Source organism: Vibrio sp. 10N.261.55.A7 (assembly GCF_002877365.1).
Taxonomy (GTDB): domain Bacteria; phylum Pseudomonadota; class Gammaproteobacteria; order Enterobacterales; family Vibrionaceae; genus Vibrio.
Genome location: NZ_MCWZ01000299.1, coordinates 93,798 through 117,364 on the forward strand (window position 1 = coordinate 93,798; position 23,567 = coordinate 117,364).

Sequence of the window (23,567 nt, forward strand, 5' to 3'; positions counted from 1 at the left end):
TTGAAGAGCGCGGTGATACTTAAGCAAGCCACGCCGGGAGACTTGACTGTTGCCGATGGGTCGACATGGGTGGTGCAATTGACCGTTTAATGAACTTACATTTCAGCGATACCAAGTCACCCTTTGACAACATGGGGTGGTCATACGCCGCGAATGCCCAGTTCAACTAAACCTGGTAAGCCAGTCACTTTTCACAGCGTTAAACCCTCGATATTTCGTGTAAAGCCGTAGGTCAAGCTAACGCAATTTAGTCGAGATCTCAATAAGCTAGGGAGTAAACACTTTTACGCAAATCGAACCCAAGCAAAGGCACATGGCCGTCTTCTACAGAGGCGCCTTTTTCCCTTACTATATTACTATCCGAACCCAAGAAACCTTGATACGTTGAAGTCCACACGATGTAAGACTAGCCTCCCCGCTCATCATGAGATAAGTGGGGAGGTTATCATTTAGTAGACGTAGACTGCACCTGACTGATTATTCGCTCCGCCTTCAAGATTCGCCCCAACCGCTAGAGTTTTGCCATCCTCCGACAGTCCCACTGAAACACCATAAAAACCTCCTTCTAGCTCATCACCATCAGGATTCGTGGGTTTAGTATATGCCTTCTGCGTCCACTCACCTTCATCCTCATTAAAGCGGAACAGATACGCCGCACCACTATTCCCATTATCATCATTGTTCTGGTCACCATTAATACCTCTAGCACTGGAATCTTCTTGGTGCGCCCCCACCGCTAGGGTATTGCCATCCGCCGACAACGCCACTGACTGCCCAAAATAATCGCCATGGTGTTGATTTGAGGCGTTTATCATCGCCTCTTCCCACCACAAATTGTTAGTGTGGCGGTATACATACGCTGCACCACCGTTGCTTTCCCCGATAGCCCCGACCGCTAAGGTATTCCCATCCGCCGACAACGCCAATATCCGACCAAAGTAATCATTGTTACTTGAGGTTGAGGATGGGATATACGCCTCCTCCACCCAAGTGTCGGTGGCAAAGCGGAACACATACGCCGCTCCACTGCTGTTGTTCTTAGCATGCGCACCAACCGCCAAGGTACTACCATCATCCGCCAATGACACTGCACGACCAAATGAATCATCAGCAGCTGAATTTGAGGATTTGATATACGCCTCCTCCGCCCAAGTGTCGTTGGCAAAGCGGAACACATACGCTGCACCGCTATCAGCTACACCTCCGTTTGACCCATCGCCATCAATCCCCCTAGCATTGGAGTCTTCATTAACCGACCCAACGGCTAAAGTATTACCATCTTCGGATAGAGCCACTGAAAAACCAAAGTGATCCGTGCTCGTCGGATTGGACGCTTTCACGTACGCCTCCTCCACCCAAGTGTCGTTGGCAAAGCGGAACACATACGCCGCTCCACTGTCAGATAAATGTTGGCGTGACCCATCGCCATTAATTCCCGACGCATCGGAGTCTTCATAAATCGCCCCAACCACTAAGGTACGACCATCACCGGATAGTGCCACTGAATAACCAAACTCATCGACAGCCTCCGCATTGGACGCCTTCAAGTGCTGTATACTCCCATTAAGAGATTGTAAATCCGTAAAGGTCACTGCCTCGGTTTGCTGGGTATCCACGCTGCCCTGCAGACCCGCTATTACGAAGAAACGGGCATCCAAATATTGTAGTAACCCCCCTTGGCTTATGTCTATTACATCCGCCACGTATTCAGTAGTTTGTCCCTCTATCGTCGCCAGTACCTGACAGTTGTTCGTCTGCGCCTCGTCCTCTCGGCATGCCGTGTAAACCACATTCGAATGCTCAATGCTTGCTGTCCACGCCAAACGTTGTGGCGCCACCTCTGTCAGCTCAAACGCCCCCAACTGACGCGTCGCATCCAACGCCCAACCATCGACCTCATCCAAATACCCGTCGTCATCGTCGTCCGTATCAACATTATTACCACTCCCATCTCCGTCGGTATCGAGCCACTCGGTACTATCCAACGGGAATGCATCTACAACATCTCCGTAACCATCGCCATCGTCATCCGCATCGCGGTTGTCACCAATGCCATCACTATCTAGATCGGACCACTCACTGTCGTCTTCCGGGAACGCATCCACGTCATCGTTGAACGAGTCGTTATCGTCATTCTCATCGGCCACATCGCCAGTGCCATCTCCATCGGTATCTTTCGACTCCGCTGGGTCATTTGGGAAAACATCGATGTTATCCCCCGCCCCATCCCGGTCACTGTCCTTCGACTCCGTTGGGTCACTTGGGAAATCATCATCCTCATTCCGCACATAATCCCCATCAATGTCCGGGTCATCCTTATCACTTATCCCATCGCCATCGGTATCTTTAGACCGCTCGATATCATCTGGGAACTTATCGCTGTTGTCCCCCACGCCGTCGCCATCGCGATCTGATGACTCATTCGGATCATCGTCAAACACATCCGTATTATCGCCCACCCCATCATTGTCGCTGTCCGCCGACTCTGTTGGGTCGCTCGGGAACTTATCGTCCACATTCGGCACGCTATCGCCATCAATGTCATCGTCGCTGTTATCCCCGGTGCCATCCCCATCGGTGTCAGCCCACTCATTCGAGTTATTGGGGAATAAATCTTTGTTATTTCCCACACCATCCTTGTCAGTGTCGATAGACTCATAGGAGTCATCGGGCAATGCATCACTGTTATCACCTACACCATCCTTGTCACTGTCCAATGTTTCCGTTGGGTCATCGTCAAACGCATCCGCGTTGTCGCCCACCCCATCTTCATCTCTGTCAATCCACTCACTGGCATCTTCCGGAAACCTGTCATTAACATTGAGGTATCCATCCCCATCAATATCATCGTCAATACTGTTGCCTATGCCATCACCATCAGTATCTGCTGAATCTTTCGGATCATCTGGGAATGCATCGCTGTTATCACCAACCCCATCACCATCAAAGTCGAAACGTTCATTTGGGTCATTAGGGAACTGATCAGCGTTATCCCCGGCGCCATCGCCATCACTGTCTACACTCTCTAGAGGGTTCTGCGGGAATGCATCGCTGTTATCACCAACCCCATCTTTATCTCTGTCAACCGATTCGTTAGGATCGGCATCGAATGCATCCGCATTGTCACCCACACCATCGCCATCACGGTCATCCCACTCACTGACATCCAGTGGGAACCTGTCCGAGAAATCTTCCACTCCATCGTTATCATCATCCAAATCGGCGTGGTTGCCCATACCATCACCATCGGTGTCAAACTGCTCATTGCGGTTGTAAGGGAACACATCGGTGTTATCCCCGACCCCATCCTCATCTCTGTCAACGGACTCCTCCGGGTTCAACGGGAACATATCGTCGCCGTCCAACACGCCGTCGTTGTCGTCATCGTTGTCGTGCATATCGCCAATAAAATCCCCGTCACTGTCCAGGGAATCGGTCTCATCTAACGGAAACGCATCACGAACGTCCGGCACTCCATCGTTATCATCGTCCGTATCGTCATAATCCACAATGCCATCGCCATCGGTATCCACCACACACACACCTGACAACGGCTTGTACCCTGAGTCACACTCCAAAAAGCCATTCACATCCAGCTCAGGCGCCTCAAACAACGGCGGTAGACTCGCTGCCTCCACGTCCGTCACCTGCAAACTCCCCGCTATCATTTGCGACACCACCTCATACTGCGTTTCATACGCCTGAGTGTCCTCATGACCGATGTTCAGTAGGGCCTGCAACTCTTCATGCATCGCCGGCAACACGCCCGACGCCACCAACGACTCGGCCGCAAACAACGCCTTAGTATCGCCCTGCGCCACAAAATCCGAGCCAACCGCCTCAGGGGAAATGCCCAACTCCGTCGCTATCTGGGTCACCACCTGCTCAAGACGTGTTTGCAATACCTCTCTTTCTTCCTCTGTGGCGGGTTGGCTTTGTGCCAACCCAAGGCCTTGCAAGGTTCTAACCCAAGCCAGCGTGGTTAATGGCGTCACGTGCTCTGACCCCGGCGTCGCTGCCAACACAAAATCTCGCTTCACAAACGTTCCCGACTGCTCATCCAAGGTCACCCCTCGCTCCGCTTGAACGTACACATGATAGTCCTCAGGGTTGGACACCTCCGTCACGTCCAACGACACGCGGCCTTGATTTAAGGTCAGCCCATTGGGCTCCCCCGCATCCAGCTGACCGTTGTGGTTGGTATCAAGAAACACTCGAGCGTTTTGCAAATAGCCATCAATAGCTGTGACATCATAATAAGCCGCTGAAGAAGGCGCTGGCACTGCTGGCACTGACGTCGTCGGGGCTGCATTATCGCCATCGCCATCGCCATCGCCACCGCCACAACCAGCTAGAATCGATACAGTTAATAGAGAGAGACTAAATACGCTCCCTGAAGACCCAGAGCGGCGGTAAAAAGTGGATGAAACACTACCTTCTTTATTTTTCTTCATAATTTTGCTTCCTGCTGTATGTGCATGCGTGTATGTCTAGAAATAGAGAGCCAACAAATAAAACAGACCTGCTATCCAAGATTACGACCTTAAATACAACGAGAAACACTGTGAATAACGAATGATTTTTATTATTCATTAATTATAATTAACGGATTAATTTACTTATTAATTACAACAAAACCCCAGCACAAATAGAAGATGACAGGCATGGATTACGTGGACAGGCAATAGGAATGGCCAGGCTAAATCAAGGGAAAAGACGGTGTTAATGGCTCGGTTGTAATGGCTTTAGAAAGCTCGCATACACGGTTCTTAGGAGAGTAGTGGTCAGGAACGGCCACCATTTATCCGATTCAAATGCCCTTGCAAATCCAACCTGCTGACCAATGATGGATACGGACACAATTTGCCCAATGCCGCTTCTTTCGATTCTTCGTTCTGATTTGTAGCACTACATCTGTGTAGAGGCGATAGGTATGCTTCCTATTCAAAACAAAGCCCTCAGCTTTTAATAAGCGGTGAAGCATCAGATAGTCATAGCCATTATGGGTGTGTTGAACGACAAGCGATTTTAAACGCTCTATTAAGAGCATTATCCGAAGGACTCTATTTATATCGACACAGAGCAACTCAAACACACTAGCTTACAGGCCCCGTTCTTTCACTTAGTTGATGAGCATCTATTAGTCGAGAACTGTGAGCTTTCAAGTTGAAGGTTATAAATCAATTGATTGAATCTGAGGTCCGGATTGTACACCCAAGGCTCAATCAAAAGAAAAAGAGTACCCTCTATTCGTTTCGGGTTGCGCATCAAGCCTACTCATATTAGGCATGAGGAATTGAGGTGGGTACGTATGACAGCAATGGCGTCTTTTGTCATTCTAGGGTTCTGCGCAGCGATAAGCGTGCCACTACAACGAGAGGGATACTCGAACAATGAATATGTGGTGTAACAGCATATGGCTGGTCGGTAAATCAAGACAGACAAACTTGAACTTATTTTAGTTCTGCATTTCCTTCAATTTGAACCAACTTTCTTTATAGAGATGAGATAGACTATCGTTATGTCAAAGAAGGTCACATCTCCAGCCTCTCTCTTGGCTTTACTTAACTCATCAAATTTCAGCAAGACTCACTAATTGTTCTAACCATGTAAACTCTTAATAGCCCTTTTGGTCTGCGTTAAAATACGCTCAACCTCTTGCCATTCTACATTTATCAAAGGCTTCAGAGCTCGTCTAGCGCTAGGTAAACTACCTCCATTGTTTTCTTAGGTTTTGCAAAGGTAATACGCTTGATATGTACATCACTAGACTTGTCCTTTGAAAAAGCTACCCGTAGCTCCCCCATTTTCATCACACTCGACTAATGGAATTTTGTAACTAAAGCCTTTAATTTCTATTAATTTAATCTCGTAGATCATACCTGACATACCAAATATTTCCGCTTGAATCCTTTACTGAATCTATCACATCACACATTCACAATTTTAAAATGTGTATAGTTAAAAAATAAAACTACAAGCGAAAAAAAACCTTGCTATAACAGCAAGGTTTTCTCAACTTTACTCATCTTCTTCATCAACCAGAGCATCTTCACCTTCGTAGTAAGTGCCCCACCCGTCATAAATGATGTCGTATTTCTCTGCGAGGTGAACCAATTTTTCAACTTGTGCATCAATCGCTTCTGCATTTAAGGCCGATTGCATCGTCGCATCACAACAAAGTAGTTTGTTGCCTTCTTCGTCTTCAGTCTCTTCAGCTTCTAGTACTTCAAAGCCCATCTTAAACGCTTCAACGACTGCTTTCTCAAGCGTAGCAAAGTCTTCTGCAAACAAGTGGTGTTCAATTTCATACAGCGAATCGGGTTCACTACCATCTTCCAATAAAGCTTGAATGATATCGCGAGTCTCTTCCTTTTGAATCTCAATGAGGTCTTCTACTGATAGATAATCATCTTGTTGAGACATACTTTGTGCTCCGGATCGTGTTGATAAAATCGAAAAATAATTGCGAAGGAATATCGCATGGATCGCATGAAAATGCCACTGGCAAAGCGATCCAAGCAGGATCTTTATTGTCTCGCCATCAAATAATAGGTTGTTCAGCTCATTTAGTTACAAAATTCTAACAAATATCACTGTTTTACAAAATCAGAGTTTTATGTGTCTCTAGAGAAACCTAGGCTCCTTTAATAAGTGCGTGAATATGGGCAAACAATGAATAGCCTGATTCAAAGAGATTTGAATAAACATTTACGCATTCCTCCATTACTCCAGAAACGTGAATATCTATTCGCCTTTTTTCTCTTTTCTTTCTCTCACCTTAAACGGCCAAACGCATAGCCACGCAGTTTTTTAACTTCGTATAAAACAGATATAAATAGCATTTATTGCCAACTTGGTATCAATAAAAAGAGATATTCGCTCAATAAGAGACCATACTTAGTTGATATCAGCAAAAATGCCGCTTGCATCTTTATAACAAGCTTGTCATAAATAACGGCTGGAAAATTAGTAAGGATACGAAATGAGTAAGTTGTACGTTGGATCTGAAGTCGGTCAGTTAAGACGAGTATTATTAAATCGACCTGAGCGCGCGCTCACTCACCTCACCCCATCAAATTGTCACGAGCTACTCTTCGATGATGTACTCGCTGTTGAAGCAGCAGGGGAAGAGCATGATGCCTTTGCTAATACGTTAACCAACCAGGGTGTTGAAGTCTTATTACTGCATGATCTATTAGTAGAAACCCTTGCAATAGAAGATGCTAAGCAATGGCTTCTCACAACTCAAATCTCAGATTTCCGCTATGGCCCTACTTTCGCCAAGGATCTTAGACATTACCTCAGTGATATGACCAATGATCATCTCGCGACGGTTCTTCTTGGTGGTTTAGCCTATTCAGAGCTGAAACTACAATCTTCTTCAATGCTTCCTAAGATGCATCGCCCACTCGACTTTGTAATTGAACCATTACCCAATCACCTATTTACCCGAGATACATCTTGCTGGGTTTATGGCGGGGTGTCATTAAACCCAATGATGAAAGCGGCACGTCAACGCGAAACCAATCATTTACGCGCCATCTATCGCTGGCACCCAGTTTTTGCAGGCCAAGATTTCATCCAGTACTTTGGCAATGAAGATCTTCATTACGACAATGCCAATATCGAGGGCGGTGATGTTCTTGTGATCGGTAATGGAGCGGTTCTGATTGGTATTTCAGAACGTACGACGCCACAAGGCGTTGAGAACCTGGCAGCGAATCTATTTAAGCATGGTCAAGCGAAAGAAGTGATCGCAGTTGATCTGCCTAAACACCGCTCCTGTATGCACCTTGATACGGTGATGACCCACATGGACGTCGATACCTTCTCGGTTTACCCAGAAATCATGCGCAAAGATCTCGATACTTGGCGTCTGACCCCTAAGGGCGATGAACATTCAGGATCAACCGATGAGATGAAAGTTGAGAAAGTGCCAAGCTACATTCACGCAATAGAAAATGCGCTTGAGTTAGATTACTTAAAAATCATTACGACGGGCGGTGACAGCTACGAAGCTGAACGTGAACAATGGAACGACGCGAATAACGTCCTCACGGTGAAACCTGGTGTCGTGATTGGTTATGAACGTAATGTTTATACTAATGAAAAATACGACAAAGCTGGCATTGAAGTACTCACGATTCCTGGCAATGAACTAGGACGCGGACGCGGTGGCGCTCGATGTATGAGCTGTCCAATTGAGCGTGATGGTATCTAGTCGTTATAAAGCTTACCAATAGCAGTAGGTATTTAATTCCTAAGCAAGATAAAATACCGACTATAGTAAGCAGCCAAATATCAAAAAAGCAGCGGTGATTCAATCCGCTGCTTTTTTATTGTCTGCTCTATAGAGTAATCAAACGATTCGGTTATTCAGTACCACCAACCGTGAGCATATCGAGTTTAAGAGTCGGTTGACCTACGCCAACAGGAACGCTTTGACCTGCCTTTCCGCAAACTCCAACACCGCGATCCAAACTCAGGTCATTACCCACCATAGAGACTTGTTGCATCGCTTCAATTCCAGAGCCAATCAATGTCGCCCCTTTTACTGGGTGCGTAATTTTTCCATCTTCAATCATGTAAGCTTCAGAGGCAGAAAAAACAAACTTTCCTGAAGTGATGTCCACTTGACCACCACCAAAGTTAGGTGCATAAAGGCCTTTCTTAACCGTTGAGATAATCTCTTCTGGGGAATGCTCACCAGGCAACATGTAAGTGTTGGTCATACGAGGCATTGGAAGGTGAGCATAAGATTCACGACGACCATTCCCCGTAGGCGCAACATTCATCAAACGAGCATTCAGCTTGTCTTGCATGTAACCTTTCAGTTTTCCATTCTCAATCAAGGTATTGTACTGGCCGCTGACGCCTTCATCATCAACGTTCAATGATCCGCGCAGATCTTTCAATGTACCATCATCCACAATCGTACAATGCTTTGAGGTCACCATCTCACCTATTTTTCCAGAGAAGACTGACGACTCTTTGCGATTAAAGTCCCCTTCAAGACCATGGCCAACCGCTTCATGCAACAGTACACCCGGCCAACCAGAGCCTAAAACTACAGGCATCGCGCCCGCTGGAGCGGCAACCGCTTCCAAATTCACCAGTGCTTGACGAATCGCTTCATCCGCAAATTGATACGCGATCTGAGCGCCTTCACTGCCTGACAAAAAGAAATCATAGCCAAATCGGCCACCACCACCTGAGCTACCACGCTCTCGGCGATCTCCTTTTTGTGCAAGTACGCTGATTGATAGACGAACTAAAGGTCGAATATCACCTGCGTACGTTCCATCCGTAGCCGCAACAAGTACATTCTCATGAACGCCACTGAGACTTACTGACACCTCTTGAATGAGTGGCTCTTTGGTGCGGATATACGCATCAAGCTCTTTCAATAATTCGGTCTTCTGCTGCTTTTTCCAACTCTCTAATGGGTTCACTGCAGCGTAGTAGGCTTGATTGTCATGACGACTGAATGTCTTAACTTTTGCACTTTGTCCCTGCTGTGCAATACCGCGAGCAGCAATCGCACTCTGATTAAGTCCATCCAACTGGATTTGATCCGAGTAAGCGAACCCCGTCTTCTCACCAGATACTGCACGAACACCGACACCGCAGTCGATGTTAAACGAGCCATCTTTGATGATGCTGTCTTCAAGTACGAGTGACTCATGCCAGCTAGATTGAAAGTAGATATCGGCATAATCAATTTGACGCGTTGCAATACTCGCTAACGTATCTGAAATATTCTGTTCTGTTAAACCCGTTGGCGCTAACAATGCATCTTCGATTTGGTTTAGGCTCATAATCTGCTCTTAATTATTTTTGAATTGGTTATCAAACCGAGTGTGTGATGCCACTGGCATAGTATTTCGAACTTCATCAACCTGATTCAACTGGATATCAACGATACCACTGCTCAGGTTATCTTTTAAATCTAAGACCACCTCACCCCAGGGATTAATCACCATAGAGTGCCCCCATGTTTCTCTGCCACATGGATGACGACCAACCTGGTTAACCGCGATCACCCAAGACTGAGTTTCAATCGCTCGTGATCGCAATAAGACTTCCCAGTGGGCCTGCCCCGTCACTGCCGTAAATGCAGCGGGAACAAGTAGAATTTTAGCCCCACGTTTGACGAGTTCAGAGTATAAGTGAGGAAAACGTACATCATAACAGATAGAAAGACCCACTTTCCCAAATGGTGTATCCGCGACGACAATATCTTTTCCTGGACAAAAGGTTTCGGATTCGCGATAGCGTTGGTGCGTGTCTTGTACATCAACATCAAACATGTGCAGCTTATCGTAGTGAGAAACGATGTCTCCATCACTATTGATCACAAGACTCGTCGTGCTGACTTCGCCTTGCTCTGTACGAATAGGCATGCTGCCGACAACTAACCAAACCTTGTTATCACGGGCAATATGACGTAACTCTCGTTGCATTGGACCCGTCGCTAAAGCCTCTGCATGTTGGTGATAGTCTTTACGGCTACCAAAGACGAGAGCATTTTCTGGTGTTACAACCCAGGCAGCTCCCTGACCAGCAAGACTCTTCACCTCACGCCGAATGTACGCTAAGTTCTCAAGCGGATCGGGGGATGAGGTCATTTGTATAATACCGACACATTCCATGTGATTACTCCGACTTTGCCTCTTCTCTCAGCTTCTCTGGCAGTTCAAATTCACCTTTACGCCTAGAAAGCTCGCTAACCGTTGGCGAATCTAACGGTCCTTTGACTGAATAATTCACCTGTGTAAAGACCTCTACCACCGGTGAGATAACCGTCGTAATCGCCAATACGTAAATGGCAGTCTGTGGGGTCACCGCAAACGCCGTGAGAACCGGTATTCCAGAGGTAATATCAGGAACAAAATTGACCTCTGCATCGACCGTTCTATCATTGAGATTCGCAAGGCCTTTTATGGTCATTTCACCGGCAACCGCATCCATCTTTATATCGTTGGTGACAAAAATACCATCTCGAACTTCCCCCGACCCAGTGATGGAGTTAAAGGCCATCCCTTTGTCAAAGACATCTGTAAAATCGAGCTGCATCTTACGAATAATCGAATCAAGACTGAACAAACCTAATAAGCGAGCGGCGCCGCTAACATCGGAAATCACGCCTTTGCCCAGTCGACTGTTAACCTTGCCTTCTAAGGAGTCCACCTGCATAGACCAAGGTGCACCATTCCATTTCATCTGCGCATTCAAATCAAACGGTGCTCGTTGTATGCCCGAGCTAATTCCGAAACGCTCCATGAGATCACTGTTATTTTCACCGCTGAGTTCCATATTGTACTCTGTAAAGCTTTCGGTCTCTGTCAGTGTCCATGCACCATTGATTGCAACTTTATTGGCGCCACTGGTCATAGAAATGTCTTTCCACTCGAGCTTGTTTCCTTGGCGAACCAAATCGACATTGACCGTACCAACCTTGTAGCCTTGCAACCAAAAGTCATCGATGGCTAATGTTAAGTTTGGCATGTTTTCATGGAATGTGCGATCAAAGCTAGAGATAAGCTCAACGGGCCCAGGCTCAACATTCAACAGCCCTTGTTCATTGTCTATCTCATCTAATGCTGGGATATAAATGTGTAATCGCTCAAGAGACACTGAAAGGTCGTACGGCTCTATATAGCTTGCTTCGCCTCTTGCTTCTTGGCTCTCTAAATCAAAATACCAGCCTAAGTTCTTCCGGCGAGCGGAAAAGTCGACATCGTGCCACTCAATACCAGCAAGAGTGAGATCGGCAACATTGATGTTCACGCGTTGAGGTGTAGGAATGGTGGGAGTATTAAGCTCATCGAGTATAGCTTTTTTCTCAGGCACAGGCCGATGAGAAATATTTAGCCATTTATCTAAATCAAACTTCTCCGTCCTAATTTGAGCGTGATGCCCGACAACAGGACTGATTTTGAAGCTGCCATTGCCTACAACCAGGTTAGTCGCCGTTATCACGGGCGTGTCAGGGCGTATATCGATTTCGGCCTGATATTTTGCCCGAGGTAGCAAGAGTCGAGCACTGATCGATTCTTGATTTCCTGAAGCCTGCAAGCGAGCTTGGCCTTTCGTTTTTAACGGTTTGTTTAACGGATAAGGGTAGTCACTTTTCACCATCTTCATGTCAGCATTCAGATCAATCTGATACGTAAAGCCGACATCGTTAAGCTGAATGTTAATCGCAGATTGCCAAGGCGCATGCCCTGAAATATCTTGAGTCCAACGCTCACCAATATAAGGGGCTAACGGTTCAATGTCCCAGTCACCCAACAGATCAATGCCCACGGCATAGCCTGAACCGGAGTTTTCACCAGAAAAGTCCAAAGATAAAGGCTGTTTCAACAAGTTGGCTGACAGGCCTGCGGCTTTCACCACATCATTATCAAACTCGATCCGCCCGGTGACATTTTCGAGTGTCATTGGTGGCGCTTCAATCTCAACATGATTATCGGCGAGCTCAGCAAAACCCCACGCTCTCGCTTCTTCACCATCATGAAACGGTATATAAAGCTCAAACTCGGAGGTCACCTCTCCATCTATCTGGATGGCGGTTAACGCTGCCCCCACTGAATCGACCAATGGTGAGGAGGTCATATAGTCGCGAACCGCATTGCCTTCTCCGACAGCGCTCGCTTCAATCTCGATGTGCCCCAGGCTCGCGAGCCGCGGAATTCGACCAGTGATGCGCTTTCCATGTACATCCATGAGAGTGGCATCACGTGAATCAAGATACATCGCATCATTTTCAAACAACAAATCAAGCTGCAAATCGGTAATGGGTGGCCAAGCCGTATCAAAGCTAAATTTGGCTTCTCTTAAACCCACAAGCGCCTGAAACATTCCGTTATTTTCTTGATACGGGAAGTTACCCAGCTCGCCATACCACAAAAGTTTAGAGGTACTGACCTTACCTGCTTGAATCGCGGTTGATAAATAATCGGTGAGGCTTTGCCCCAATGCTAGAGTCGGCAAATAACGCCATGTTTGACTCGCGTTATACAGATCAGCTTCGGCATAAAACGAGAGAAACGGGCTGCGCCCTTCTGGAAAATCTAAACGAAAAGCACCGAGCACTTGTAAGTCTGGCGTGGCCGCTGTGACTTTATCTGCCCAAAGTGACCAACCTTCCTCAGTATTCTGCCAAATGATATCCACTTGCCCTTGTCTGATATTCAAAGGCGCTTGGAATACATCACCATATGGGAGAGCATCATCAATCAGAGAGACGGACGCTTTGGCTTGTGCGGTATTGCCTGATACAGAAATGGATGCGTGATGCACTTCAGGAAGAAGTTCCCATTGAGCCATACCCACTTCCGTCAGATCGGCCGAATACTTAAGTGATTCAAGATCTTCGCCTTTCGATATTCTGATATCTTCCAGCTGGCCCGTAAAATCAAGCTCTTCAATCAGGGCGGCTGAATCACCAAAATCAGGCACCATGCCAGTCAATGGGCGAAGCGCAACAAGATCAAGGTGAGATAGGTTTAGTCGCCACTCACTAGGCTGCCATTTGAACGCGATATCCAGTTCAGGCCATTCAATTTCATCGGTCCTCATTTTGAGAGAGTGACCGTTCAATACCCAGCCTTGTTCACTCGGCAGTAATTTGATGATGCCAGACTCAAGCATTAAAATATGCTCTTCACCGTCATTCCAAACCAACTCTGAAGGATTAATGTCCACGTAAGCATCAACGGGGCGAGAGCGCTCAAGGGTAAGCCAACTACTAAAGCTAACCAGGCCTTTCTCTATGCCCGTTTTTTCCTGTATGTCGGCGGGAATCCAAGGGGTTACCCGAATATGTTCCGCCGCCACATAAAACTCGCCGGAGACATCTTGCAGTGACCCATGATCAAGAAAGTTAGCGCTCACTTGCAATGAGTTAAAAGCCGTATCAGCAACACTGATTGTCCCTTCGGCTTTATGCTGGTTTCCTTTGTTTAGCCAGCGAAGCCTATCAATGTCGAGCTGACGAGTACCACCATCAACGGATTGGTAAATGATCCATGAGTTGGTCATTGTAAAATCGTCAAGTTGGCGTAATAGCAGCCTATCGAGCTTTGAAATGACTGAGCTATCATGCTCTGGAACAGTCTCTAACGACTCGTCACTGGATTCGAAAAGGTCTACTGACCGTATATCCAGCTTGAATTGGTCAACGGTTAAATCTGTGACAATAGGCTGAAGTTGAAGTAAAGATTGAATCAAATCAAACTCGACCTCCAACGTGTTTGCTGAAAGGTGAATATTTGAATTATCGGGAAGATCAGCGGCGAGGCCTTCTAAGGCAATCGAAGGGTGAGTGTTGCGCCAAAAACCCGAGACACTGTCTATCTCAAAATCAATGCCAGCACTTTTACTTACCCAAGTCTGAATCGCGTCCTGAAAGTGATTTAATTTGGGCAGGGCAATGCGCAAACTCGTCACCAAGATTGCCAATGAGACAAGCAAGGTCACGAGTAAATATAGAGATAAGCGCAATAGTCGAACTAACACTGAATTCACAAGCGTTCCATTACATCATAACGACATCAAATTGCTCTTGAACGTACAGCGGTTCAACTTGAATGCGTACTTCTTTACCAATAAAGACTTCCAGTTCGGCCAATGCATGAGATTCATCATCTTCCAACGATGCAGCAACGGCTGGTGACGCATACACAACGAACTTATCAGCGTCGTAGGCACGATTAACTCGAGTGATCTCTCGTAGAATTTCGAAACAGACCGTAGCTACCGTTTTGACACTGCCTCGACCTTCACAGGCAGGACAGCTAGAACATAAAACATGCTCAATACTTTCACGCGTTCGCTTACGCGTCATTTCTACCAAACCAAGCTGTGTAAAACCATTGATGTTGGTTTTTACTCGATCTTTGCTTAATGCATTATCTAACGAGGTGAGCACTCGCTTACGGTGTTCTTCAGAGATCATATCAATGAAATCGATAATGATAATACCGCCTAGATTTCTTAATCTAAGCTGACGTGCAATGGCCTGAGTCGCTTCAATATTAGTGTTGAATATGGTCTCTTCTAGGTTTCGACGTCCAACAAAAGCACCCGTGTTAATGTCAACCGTAGTCATCGCTTCGGTCTGATCAATAATAAGATAACCGCCTGACTTCAACTCAACCTTACGATCCAATGAACGCTGAATCTCGTTCTCTGTGTCGTACATATCAAAGATCGGCTTCTCACCTTCATACAGCTCGACCTTATCCGTCAGCTCAGGGACATATTCCCCTGTGAACTCCAGCATGCCTTCATATTCAAGACGAGAATCGATCATGATGTTATCCAGTTCAGTGCCTACGAAATCACGTATGATTCGCTGTGCAAGACCAAGCTCACCGTATAGAGTGCTTCGCGTTTTGTATTTAGCTCGCCTCTCTGAAATCTTCGACCATAAGCGTTTTAAGAAAGCCGCATCTTGAGAAAGCTCTTTCTCATCCGCCCCTTCAGCAGCGGTACGAATGATAAAGCCGCCATGTTCATCACAGTAATCCGCAACCACTTTCTTTAAACGGTTGCGTTCTTTTTCACTTTCTATGCGCTGAGAGACACCCACATGACTCGCACCGGGCATGAAGACAAGATAACGAGATGGGAGAGTGATATCGGTCGTGAGTCGCGCACCTTTTGTGCCAAGTGGGTCTTTCACCACCTGAACCACAATATCTTGGCCTTGGCGAACCAGCTCTGAGATATCTCGAACTTGGAATTGCTGTTTCTCATTTTCAGCAACACATTCAGTGTGAGGCACGATATCAGAGGCATGTAAAAACGCGGCTTTATCCAAGCCGATATCAACGAAAGCGGCTTGCATACCAGGTAAAACACGGCTGACCTTACCTTTATAGATATTGCCAACAATGCCGCGCTTTGCTTCACGCTCTATGTGGATCTCTTGGAGTATTCCACCTTCGATCATCGCCACACGTGTTTCACTTGGCGTGATGTTTAACAGTAACTCTGCACTCATGAGCGCACCTCAAAATTATAATTATAAGAATTCGTGCAGCAGTTGGTCAGTTTCATAAAGTGGCAGTCCAACCACGGCAAAATAGCTTCCTTCAATTCGTGTGACGAATCGACCTCCAAGCCCTTGAATGCCATAGCTGCCTGCTTTATCGCAGGGTTCACCCGTTTGCCAATATTCTTCTATTTCTTTTTCTGACAAAGGCTTAAACCATACATTAGTCGACACAACCACCGACTTGTGTTTTTGTTCTGATATGACCGTCACCGCGGTTAAAACTTGATGGCAGCTATCTGAGAGCTTCATTAACATCTGCTTCGAGTCTGATAAATCATCGGGCTTTTCAAGTACAGTATCACCAATAACCACAATGGTATCAGAACCTAACACAATACTTTTACTGCCAAGGCTTGAAAGCCCAGCACTGGCCTTATCAAATGAGAGGCGCTTAACATATTGCTCTGGTGATTCTCCAGCTAAGCGATTCTCCTCTACATCAGTGACGATGACTTGAAAATCATAGCCCAGTTGAGACAACAACTCTTTGCGTCTTGGGGAGCCAGACGCTAATACTAATGGTGACTTCATTATTTTATCTGCCAGTGACGTCGTACTCGACGCATCAATAAGAACATCCATGGCCACAAGATGCAGTTGATCAAACCACTCCAAAGAGATAGAGGGTTAAATGCAATATCTTGTATCAAAAATTCACCAAAGAAGATCAAACCTTCAAGGCCTATGGATAACAATGCAATGATGATGGCTTGTTGCCACAGTGCCATGTTCCTAAGTACCAGGAAGTTAATCGCTACAACGTAGATGACGATTGAGAGCATCATTCCACGAATACCCAGTGTCGACCCAAGCAGTAGGTCCCAGAGTAACCCTAGAATTAAAGCTGTTCCTACATTCACTCGATGAGGCAATGCAAGCACCCAGTAGCACAGAACCAACAACAACCAAGCAGGTCGAACTAGGTCCAACATGCCAGGCCATGGAATCGTTTGTAGAATAAGGGCAATCAAAAATGAAGCCATGATCACCAAGCGACTTGAGAGCACTCTATTGCGCATCATCCAACTCCTCTTCCAACACATCAGGGTCGGGTTGCATTGCTTTATCAACTCTCGACTCATTCGGCCAGATCAACAATAGATATCGGAGTCGGTCAAATTCAACGACAAGTTCAGCACTAATGGCTGCGAACTCTCTTTGAGTATCACGATCTACACTAGAAACATGAGCAACTGGGTAACCTTCAGGGTACACACCGCCTAAACCGGAAGTCACCAGCAGGTCGCCTTCTACGATGTCGGTACTTGTCGGAATGTGTTCAAGTTGAATTTGGTCAATGTCATTCGTACCCGACGCAATAACGCGAATATCATTACGGATCACCTGAACAGGGATTGCACTATTACTATCAGTGAGGAGCAGCACTCGGCTGTTATGAGCGGCAACGAAGGTGACCTGACCAACAATACCAAACTCATTGGTCACGGGTTGACCAACGTACACGCCATCAATTCGGCCTTTATCAATAACGACTTGCCGGCGATAAGGTGTGGTATCTACAGCCATAACCTCTGTCACGACCTTTCGTTCATCACGAACAAATGAGGAATCTAACAATTTACGTAACCTATTGTTTTCTTCTTTATATTGATCAAGAAGTAACAGGTCGTTTTTAAGCTTAAGTACTTCTCGCTTTAGAACACGACTTGACTCGAGCAGGTCTGAGCGAGTGTTAAAGTTGTCATAGAAGCCGTCAAACATGACGCGAGGCATATCCGCCGCATACTGGATCGGAGCGACTAAGCTATTCAAAAAATATCGGACGCTTGAAAATGCACCTAAACGACTATCAGCCAGCATAAGGCTGGCTGATAAAGTAACCGCTAAAAATAGGCGAAATTGAAGTGAAGGCCCTCTGCCAAATATCGGCTTCATGATATAGAGATCCTAATTTTCGCTTTACTGACCCTAGTGATAAAAAAACAAATCCTAAACTAAGACCAAATAAACGTATTACTCTTCGCTAAATAGGTCGCCACCGTGCATGTCGATCATCTCAAGGGCTTTACCGCCGCCAAGTGCTACACATGTCAATGGGTTTTCAGCAACAACGACAGGGATACCTGTTTCTTCTGTCAGTAAACGGTCCAGGTCTTTAAGTAGCGCGCCGCCACCCGTCAGAACCATGCCGTTTTCAGAAATGTCAGAAGCAAGTTCAGGTGGACACTGTTCTAGTGCAACCATCACTGCGGAAACGATGCCTGTTAGCGGCTCTTGTAGCGCTTCCAGTATTTCGTTTGAATTTAGACTAAAGCTACGAGGTACACCTTCTGCAAGGTTACGACCGCGTACTTCAATCTCTTCAACTTCATCGCCAGGGTACGCAGAGCCGATCTCATGTTTGATCTTTTCAGCCGTCGCTTCACCAATTAAGCTGCCGTAATTACGACGAACATAGTTGATGATGGCTTCATCAAAACGGTCACCGCCGATACGGACAGAAGACGAATAAACCACACCATTTAGTGAGATAACCGCCACTTCCGTTGTACCACCACCGATATCAACAACCATTGAACCTGTTGGCTCAGAAACGCGCAGGCCAGCACCAATTGCTGCGGCCATTGGCTCATCGATAAGGTAAACCTCACGAGCACCCGCACCTAATGCTGACTCACGAATCGCACGACGTTCAACCTGCGTTGAACCACAAGGTACACAAACCAAAACGCGAGGACTTGGTTTAAGCACACTGTTGTCGTGAACTTGCTTAATGAAGTGCTGTAACATTTTTTCAGTTACATAGAAGTCTGCAATCACACCATCTTTCATTGGTCGAATAGCAGAAATGTTGCCAGGTGTACGACCTAGCATTTGCTTTGCGGCGTGACCGACTGCTGCAACACTTTTTCCTGAGCGTGCGCGGTCTTGACGAATAGCAACAACAGAAGGCTCGTCTAGAACGATCCCTTGTCCTTTAACATATATAAGTGTGTTGGCTGTACCTAAATCGATAGATAGGTCGTTAGAAAACATGCCACGAAGTTTTTTAAACATATTCTTCGTTCGTCCTGCGAGAATTAGAAGATAAAAATTGCACTAAATGTACCAATGCCTTGCCACATCGGCAAGGCATTGAGGTATAAACATGGACTAAAATCCGCTATTTCTAACAGTTTCCTTACTTAACGCATGAAATCATGATAATTACTGCCCTGTTAAACCTGATTCACCTCGATAAATGACCCGATCATTACCACGATGAATTCCAAAGGTTACAACTGTTGATGGGTCTTCTTCATCTGAGTCTTTCCCATCCCAATTGTAACGAAGCCATGACAATCCATTATCACCTCCACTACAATTGTCACTCTCACCATTTTCACCATCAGTGCTATGAAGCGTTAACCAAAATCGTATCTGTTCACGAGCAGATGTTGTTTGGCTGGCAACAAGCGCTCTTGACTCACCAAACTCAACGTTTTTACTTCCAGCCAGACTGGCATTATCGGTTAAATCTGACCAAATCACTTGATGGCAGTAATTAGCGCCATCGAAGTCGGTGAAGCTATCATCGGTATTGGTGATAAAGCGAGTACCATTCCAGTATTCGACGGTCAGTGGGATCGTAATATCTGTATTTTGATTACCACCCACATCTTTCAAGTTTATTCGGCCGAAGCGGATGTCTGGCTGATCCGTTAGAACCGCTCCATCTGTGGTAAAGGCGATGGGATCGATATTTGTGACCGAGGCCGTTCCATCAAGAGTGATGTTGGAATCTTCAATGGCCTCTGCGGCATTAAAAGGGCCATCTTGATCGAAGTTCGCCGACTTATTCCAACAAATACTATCCGTACAATCATTAGCGATAGTATTAGTGAAAGTCCCTATTGAACTTCCAGCAATTAATGCCCAAGCGTAGTCAGTGAAATCTGGAGAGACAAAACGCGTTGAAAACCCACTATTTTCAAACAAATTGAATTGAGCCTGTAAGCTATCTGAATAATTAACATGACTATAATTCTCAACCGCTTCATTCGAACCATTTAACGCTTGAACATCAAACTCTAACCCATCAAATGGCTGCCCCATGTAGACATGAGGTAGTGAGTTAGGGTAGTCCCAACGTGTATCAGTAACCTTGAAAAACGCAGGATAGAAACGGCCAACATTACGATAGCCTTGGTTAATATCCATGCCTAAGTAAGTTGCTTGCGTATCCATCAATAGGCGAATGCTACCGACTTCATCCCAACTTAAAGCCGCATAATCATAGTAATCACCACCAGCAGACTTATCGGAGTGGTTTTTTATCAACGTTCCGGTTAAATCGCCATCAACACCTCCGGAAGGCGTATCAACTTGATACGTCATTTCGAGCGTGGCACTTGGCGCAGTGGAAACAAAGAAGTTTTGCGTGACGGTTGCATTACAATATCCTGATGTTTCAATCGGATCGGTTGCGCTTACGTCTTGCCAAACTATCGGCTTCACCTTCATCGCAAAAGGAGTTCCTGCGGCTTGATAACTCGTGCTTGTCGAATCGGTAGCATTGCCGCTGATATCATCATCTGAGCATATTGCAAACGTCCACGGCCTAGATTGAACGGTTTGGCTACCACTGAAGGTTTTACAAATCAGTTCGTCATTCTCATCTTCAATACATTGCTCACCAGAAAGAGAATAAGAGACTTCCCCTGCCTCAGGATAAATAAGCTCAGACGACGCAACCACTTGGTTGCTAATTACATTGAAGTTAGCCGTAAAATCAAGGGTTCCGGTTGTTGGCGTGTTTACCCATTCATCACTGGCATTCAACAGGGAAATAGCGGCGCTGTTTGTTGGTGAACTCGGAGAGTCGTAACTCACGACGGATAAGTCGAGTGTCTTAACACCTTTGTAATCTATTGAGCTAATAGGTGTTCCACCAGAGCTGCACTCCATTGGGCGAATCTCAAATGATTGTGACTTTCCAGCGATGACTTGTAGAGGATCTGCGCTGAGTTCATAAAGGTATGGAACAAATTCATAACTACCCGAATCTTCGTACTCCTCGCCTTCTATCGTCGTACTCACCGTAGCAGTCACATTGCTCACTTGGGTGTAGGATAAATCGAAGTTGGCAACGCCTGAACTAGCCGCTTCGATCACATCACTTTGCCCCGTAACCGATAAGGTAATATTCCCAGAATATGAGTTATGCACTGCACCATCTTTGTACACGGTAGCAGTCAGTGGAATATCATCACAGGTGAGGGCTATGTCTATCGATGGGGTTAAGACAATTTCGTATGAGGAAGAAGGCGGAGGAGTCAAACAAGCACCTTCACCAATAATCTTAGAGCCAGACACATTAAAAATAAGCTCATTGGACGTAATAGCCCCACGAATAATACTTAGGTTAGTAAATTCAACTTCGTCAGCTAAGATTTGCGCAATAACATCACTACCGTCTTGTGTCCTAAATGTAAGCTCAGCATCGGGGCCATAAAAAATCAGATCACGAGTTCCATCAATGTCATAAAAAGGAACAGCGTTGGATTGAGAGTAACTATCTTCAATATTAATAATCACACCAGTTTCTGAGGATAAGGAAGCTCCTGAGCCGCTATAGTTAAACTCTCCAAATGTATAACTAGAATTCGCTTGAAAGTAATTAAGGACGGCACCATCAGACAAATACGTTTCAATACTGATGCCATAACTTCCTGCTTTGGCTTCAAAAACTGTTTGAATACTTTGCCCATAAGCACTCACTTTTAGTGATTCTAAAGATTCTTTAATGGTCAATACACGCTGCCCTTCAAGAGTAGAAGTTTCGCATTCTGATAACCCTACACAAACAGTGTCAAAATTATCATTACTAACTTCTAACTCTAAAGAACCCCACGAGGGTGATAATTTAACCGGAGAGTCTACTAAAGGCGGCGTCGTTCCTGTTTTCAAAACACAATCGACCGTTCCTGAACTGGTAATACAACTACTTGCTAAATGATATTCGCTATTCTCATTCTCAGTGTCTTCAAATGCGACTATAAGTTCGCCACTAGATAAATAGGCATCTTCATAATCTTCCGACCAACCCTCTATTGTGATACCCGAACTTCGTAGATTTAATTCTCCATCACTTTCCCAACTCTGTGCAGGCTCTGGGAAGTACGAACAAAGATCCAACTCCAGTTCATGAGCCTCAAATGCAAAGTAACCAATTTCTTCCTGACCATGTGCTCTGTTATCCGAATCTTCATCAATAACAACACTGAATTCTTCTCCATTGATATTACAGCGCCTAGCCCAGCCACCACTTTGCCCTCTTCTTCCCTGCTTGTTGGCAATGACGCCATCAATCTCGTCTAGGTCTGTCTCTTCAAAATCATCACATCCATCTTGTAAAGGTGACGAGTTGCCCTGACTTGATTTGATATAATCTCTGCCAAACTCAATTTCATACCCTTGTACTACTAGCTCATCCCCTTTATTTGTAGCTAAAAAAGCTATCCTCTCACTCTCATAGTCCTCATCACCATCACCTGATGATGATAGCTCTATAAATAGTCGAACCTCAGTATTCTCGTCACTTGGTGTTGTCGAAAGAATCTTGCCCGAGGTTAACCATTGTGTGCCATTGTTTTTGGTTTGAACCTGATGCAATACAACAGGGCCATCAAATTGGCTTTGACGGCCAAAATCAGAATATTGCACAACTGCGGTTCCATCACTGTGTGTCGCTGATTTTGTAATATTTGTATCTACATACCCCGCAATCACTTCATGACCATCAAAGTTGGCGACACCGGGCTCAATGATTAGGTAACTCACCTCTGTCATGGTGGTTTGGTTAGGGTATTCATCTAAATCGACAAAGGCTGTGTCAATATCGACAGAGTTGGAGCTTTCTGTTATGTCTGAAGTTATAACTAATGTCGCGGGTTTCTCTAAGTCAGGAGCAGAAATACTAACGGTTGGCATAACGAAGACTAGCGGTGCAAAGTCATAATCTTTTGTAAAATCAATCGTACAGGGCATTGATGTACATTGCTTTGTACCGAACTCATATAGCGCATTGGTAGAGTAAACTGGCGGAGTAACATCCTCTTCACTACAAGAAATTGAGTCTATATTTATACCAGCAGTTTTAATTTTTCCTTCTTTTAAAGGTGTATTATCAATATCAATTAATTGCCATTCTATATCACTACTGAGAGTTCGGTAATAGTAGCTCTCTCCGGTACTTTCACTATGCTCGATTCGAATCTTATAACTTTCGCCCAAAGCCAAATCAGGTTCATTGAAAATATAATCAGGGTCTTGGGATTTGTCTTTCGTATACCATAATGTTTGATATCTCTGAGTCCCTCCCTGATTTGTAAAATACAACTCTTGTAGGCTATCACTCCCAATAACATCCATATCGATAATAAAGTCTTTATTGCCATGGACACTACAGCTCGAAGATGGTTGTTTAGCCTGTGCTGTAGAGAGCACCATAAATGAGGTTAGTAAAACGATTAAAGCCCATATGTTCCTATTCACG

The 23,567-nt window shown here is 45.5% G+C and carries 12 protein-coding genes and 1 pseudogene; 1 reads left to right on the top strand and 12 read right to left on the bottom strand.

Annotated features, from left to right (window positions below):
- Positions 1 to 449 precede the first annotated feature (449 nt).
- From BCU12_RS17070 to rraB, 3 genes and pseudogenes are all read right to left on the bottom strand, one after another.
- The gene (locus BCU12_RS17070; RefSeq protein ID WP_102405452.1) at positions 450 to 4,454 is read right to left on the bottom strand and encodes a thrombospondin type 3 repeat-containing protein; all 4,005 of its coding nucleotides are present in this window, start codon (positions 4,452 to 4,454) and stop codon (positions 450 to 452) included.
- 422 nt (positions 4,455 to 4,876) lie between these two features.
- A pseudogene (locus tag BCU12_RS23640) lies at positions 4,877 to 5,035 on the bottom strand (IS3 family transposase); the annotation flags it as partial.
- Between the two features lie 986 nt (positions 5,036 to 6,021).
- Positions 6,022 to 6,426, bottom strand: a complete 405-nt coding sequence (gene rraB, locus BCU12_RS17075; protein WP_102405453.1) for a ribonuclease E inhibitor RraB — start codon at positions 6,424 to 6,426, stop codon at positions 6,022 to 6,024.
- A 559-nt stretch (positions 6,427 to 6,985) separates the two neighbouring features.
- Between rraB and arcA the strand changes: the two genes are divergently transcribed.
- A complete protein-coding gene (gene arcA, locus BCU12_RS17080; RefSeq protein ID WP_102405454.1) occupies positions 6,986 to 8,224 on the top strand; it encodes an arginine deiminase in 1,239 nt (412 codons plus the stop codon).
- Between the two features lie 151 nt (positions 8,225 to 8,375).
- Here the strand turns inward: arcA and tldD are convergent, their stop codons facing one another.
- The 9 genes from tldD to BCU12_RS17125 all read right to left on the bottom strand — a co-directional run bounded on the left by tldD (position 8,376) and on the right by BCU12_RS17125 (position 23,566).
- Positions 8,376 to 9,821 carry a metalloprotease TldD gene (tldD, locus tag BCU12_RS17085; RefSeq protein WP_102405455.1) on the bottom strand — a complete coding sequence of 482 codons (1,446 nt, stop codon included), beginning with the start codon at positions 9,819 to 9,821 and terminating at the stop codon, positions 8,376 to 8,378.
- Between the two features lie 9 nt (positions 9,822 to 9,830).
- Complete coding sequence (locus tag BCU12_RS17090) at positions 9,831 to 10,655, bottom strand: carbon-nitrogen hydrolase family protein (protein ID WP_102405456.1); 825 nt, start codon at positions 10,653 to 10,655, stop codon at positions 9,831 to 9,833.
- Between the two features lie 4 nt (positions 10,656 to 10,659).
- Positions 10,660 to 14,535: a YhdP family protein gene (locus tag BCU12_RS17095; protein WP_102405457.1), complete on the bottom strand. Its 3,876-nt coding sequence runs from the start codon at positions 14,533 to 14,535 to the stop codon at positions 10,660 to 10,662.
- 10 nt (positions 14,536 to 14,545) lie between these two features.
- Entirely contained in the window at positions 14,546 to 16,015 is a 1,470-nt protein-coding gene (gene rng, locus BCU12_RS17100) for a ribonuclease G (RefSeq protein ID WP_102405458.1), read from the bottom strand.
- Between the two features lie 21 nt (positions 16,016 to 16,036).
- Positions 16,037 to 16,600: a Maf family protein gene (locus BCU12_RS17105; RefSeq protein ID WP_102405459.1), complete on the bottom strand. Its 564-nt coding sequence runs from the start codon at positions 16,598 to 16,600 to the stop codon at positions 16,037 to 16,039.
- A complete protein-coding gene (gene mreD / locus BCU12_RS17110; RefSeq protein ID WP_102405460.1) occupies positions 16,600 to 17,088 on the bottom strand; it encodes a rod shape-determining protein MreD in 489 nt (162 codons plus the stop codon). The genes BCU12_RS17105 and mreD overlap by 1 nt, the downstream gene beginning before the upstream one ends.
- A complete protein-coding gene (gene mreC / locus BCU12_RS17115) occupies positions 17,078 to 17,965 on the bottom strand; it encodes a rod shape-determining protein MreC (RefSeq protein ID WP_102405461.1) in 888 nt (295 codons plus the stop codon). The genes mreD and mreC overlap by 11 nt, the downstream gene beginning before the upstream one ends.
- 78 nt (positions 17,966 to 18,043) lie before the next feature.
- Positions 18,044 to 19,087, bottom strand: a complete 1,044-nt coding sequence (locus BCU12_RS17120; protein ID WP_102405462.1) for a rod shape-determining protein — start codon at positions 19,085 to 19,087, stop codon at positions 18,044 to 18,046.
- 150 nt (positions 19,088 to 19,237) lie between these two features.
- The gene (locus tag BCU12_RS17125; protein ID WP_133153891.1) at positions 19,238 to 23,566 is read right to left on the bottom strand and encodes a DUF6701 domain-containing protein; all 4,329 of its coding nucleotides are present in this window, start codon (positions 23,564 to 23,566) and stop codon (positions 19,238 to 19,240) included.
- Position 23,567: the final 1 nt, after the last annotated feature.